Source organism: Pseudoalteromonas sp. 120-MNA-CIBAN-0494, assembly GCF_040308885.1.
Lineage (GTDB): Bacteria > Pseudomonadota > Gammaproteobacteria > Enterobacterales > Alteromonadaceae > Pseudoalteromonas > Pseudoalteromonas nigrifaciens.
Genome location: NZ_JBEOOE010000224.1, coordinates 1 through 240 on the forward strand (window position 1 = coordinate 1; position 240 = coordinate 240).

General features: G+C 40.8%; 1 pseudogene. It reads left to right on the top strand.

Annotated features, from left to right (window positions below):
- Positions 1-240: pseudogene (locus AAEY55_RS18580) on the top strand (3-deoxy-7-phosphoheptulonate synthase); the annotation flags it as partial.

Here is a 240-nt window from a genome sequence, read left to right on the forward strand (position 1 = left end):
GCATTAACCAAGAAGGTCAAGTTTCTTTGTTGCAAACGGCCGGTAATCCAGATGGACACATTATTTTACGTGGCGGTTTAGCACCTAACTATGATGCAGACAGTGTTGCTCAGAGTGAAGCCCAAATTCATAAGGCGAAACTCAGTGCTCGTTTAGTCGTTGACTGCAGTCATGGTAATTCATCAAAAGATCATCAACGTCAAAAAAACGTTTGCGAAGATGTATTTAACCAAATTGAAG